Below are 2,833 nucleotides of genomic sequence, written 5' to 3'. Positions count from 1 at the left end.
AGTAGCTACTTTGGTGTTGGTAGCCGATGCTGTCAATACTGTTGGCTCTGCGAGAACGATGCTGGTATCTTTTGTACAACCTACATTATCTTTTATGCGGAAATTATAGGTTCCGGCAATCAGCCCGTTGAATACATTGCTGGTCTGATAGGTTGCATAAGGAGCCAGTGCATATTGATACGGGGCCACACCACCACTAATGTTGAAAGTGATGCTGCCATTGTTGTTTCCGTTGCAGGATGGCATCACTTTCACCGAAGGTGATCTTAATGGAGGATTGGAATTCAATGTAAAGGAGCCCGAACCTGTACAGCCATTGGCAGAAGTGAAAGTATAGGTATAAGGGCCAGGGGCAAGATTGGTATATGTAGGGCTGGTTTGAGTACCGCCAGGTGTAAGCGTGAAACTGTAAGGACCTGTGCCACCCGGTACGATGGTGATTGAACCATCATTGATGTTGGCGCAAACCGGCTGGTGTACAGTAGTAACAGTTGAGCTCAGGGAAGGACCCGCAGCTACAACCGGATTTACCGTAACGTTGCCACCGCACCCCGATCCCGCAATAAAGCTGATGGTATAAGTGCCCGGGCCAAGATTGGTAAATACATTGCTGGTCTGTATCACGTTACCCGGGTTGAGCGTATAAGTATATGGTCCCGTTCCGGTAGGGGTAACTGTAATGGTACCATCGTTCCTGGTAGGGCAGGAGGTAGCGGTGGTGGTAGCCGTTGCGGTGAGGGCCGGCCCCTGCAATACGTTTACCGCCACATTACCCACGCAGTTATTGGCATCCCTGATTACAAAAGTATGTGCTGCTGCCGTAACACCGGTGAACAGGCCGGTAGCCTGTGCCGGGCCGCCATCCATCGCAAAAGTATATGGCCCGGTTCCATTGGTAGGGGTTACGGTGACCGTTGCGTCGTTGATATTCGGGCAGGAAGTAGGAGTAAATGTAGCAGTTCCGGTGATACCCGATCCGGCACCTACCGTACGGGTGATCGTACCAGAGCAGTTGGTGGCATCACGGAAAGTGACCGTATGAGAACCCGGAGGCAGGCCGGTGAATACATTGCTTGCCTGATAAGGCCCGCCATCGATAGAATATGTATATGGAGCAGTACCGCTTGTTGGCGTAACGGTGAACGTACCATTGCTGGCTGTCGCACAGGACGCAAAGGTTACTACAGCGGTTCCTGAAAGCCCAACTCCCGAAGCCACCGTGCGGTTGATAGACACGCTGCAACCTCTTGAATCACGGATGGTGATCACATGTGCACCTGAGGCTACGCCGGTGAAAACACCCGTTGGCTGAAACGGTCCGCCATCCAGCGAATAAGTATAAGGTGCTACGCCATTGGCACCTGTAGCTGTAATGGTGCCATTGGTATTCCCTGCGCAGCTTGTTCCTGTAGAAGTAGAGCTTCCGGTGATACCGGTTCCCTGGGTCAACGTCCGGGTGACGGAACCCTGGCAACCAGCCGCATCGGTGAATACGATCGTATACAATCCCGGAGGCAGGCCGGTGAAAATATTGCTGGCCTGGGAAGGGCCGCCATTGGCGGAATAAGAATATGGAGCAGTGCCGCTGGTAGGCGTTACGGTGATGGTACCATCGCTGTTGCCCGGGCAACTAACATTCTGCGAAGTGACTGTACCGGTAAGGCTGCTGGTAGTTCCTACCGTTACCGTAGCGGTATTACGGCAGCCGGTGGCATCTACAACTGTTACCGTGTAAGTGCCCGCTCCCATATTTGGAAATACATTGCTAGCCTGGCCTGGGCCTGCATTTAAGGAATAAGTGTAAGGAGCAGTACCGCCGGTCTGGCTTGCAGTGATGGTTCCCACACTTGCACCGCAGGTAGTATTGGTGGCTGTAGCGCTTACAGGAAATGCATTGCGTGTAACGCGGATAGTATCAAGACTGAAATAAGTTTGTGCAGGGTCATCCAGTTTCTGGTAAGTCGTTTTTACCACATAGATCGAAGGACCGTTATTTGGAGGGCAAACATTGGTAAATGTCCACCCGAGGTTATTGGCATTGATACGGCTAGTATCGCCTGTAGCTACCACGGTGCCACTTCCATCCAGCAATTGCATGCTTTGATAAAGGTGCGGCCCGCCTACAGGAGTAAACCTCCAGGTTTCGTTCATACCAACGCTGCCCCACGCAGGATCAGACATTTTTCTGTTAGGTGCTGTAATACCTTTAGTACGGGTCATATCCTGAAGGCCAACCATTGCCTTACCATTTATCCATCCTGTACAGATCTCCTGGTCTATTATTGTTGTTTCAATAACACCGGTAGATTCGTGAAGTATGATCTGGCTGGTGTTACGATTAAGCGCATCACAATCGAACAAGGCAATCCTATAAAATGAAACGATAAACTTCCTGTTGGGAGCACTACCAAATGTTTCATATTTGATCTGCTTTCCTGTTGAAGCCGTCCTGATGTCCAGATCATGATATGGCCCCATGATCATTGCGGGATCATATTGTGTATTAGGCAGATCACCTAAATCGTCGTAATGAGCATTCGCTCCGGCAAGACTAATATCAAATGTTACATTTCCATTGGCGCCAATGAGTAAAGAATTATAAGTGATACCATAAAACCTGAATGGAAAGGGTAAGGGTATAACTGGAGAATATCTGTCATCATCAATTATATTTGAAGACGGCCCCGGGCCTCCCGGGGGTACCAACGGATAACATTTCTCTTGTTGGCTAACATTTCCTACGATGTAATTGTCGCCAACACCTCTGAGATCGGGGATGGTAACACTCAGATCGAAGCAGTTAATACCACATCCTAACACCGTATCACGCGGA

At 49.9% G+C, this 2,833-nt stretch carries 1 protein-coding gene; it reads right to left on the bottom strand.

Features of this window, described 5'->3' with window-relative positions; genetic code table 11:
- Nucleotides 1–2,833: SprB repeat-containing protein (locus EGI32_RS10805; RefSeq protein WP_255155400.1), on the bottom strand; the 2,833-nt coding region annotated here is incomplete at both ends.

Origin of the sequence: Ferruginibacter sp. HRS2-29, from assembly GCF_024343615.1 — a bacterium.
Classification (GTDB): Bacteria; Bacteroidota; Bacteroidia; order Chitinophagales; family Chitinophagaceae; genus Ferruginibacter.
Note: the sequence above shows the minus strand (reverse complement) of the source record. Positions and strands in the feature narration are given on the sequence as shown.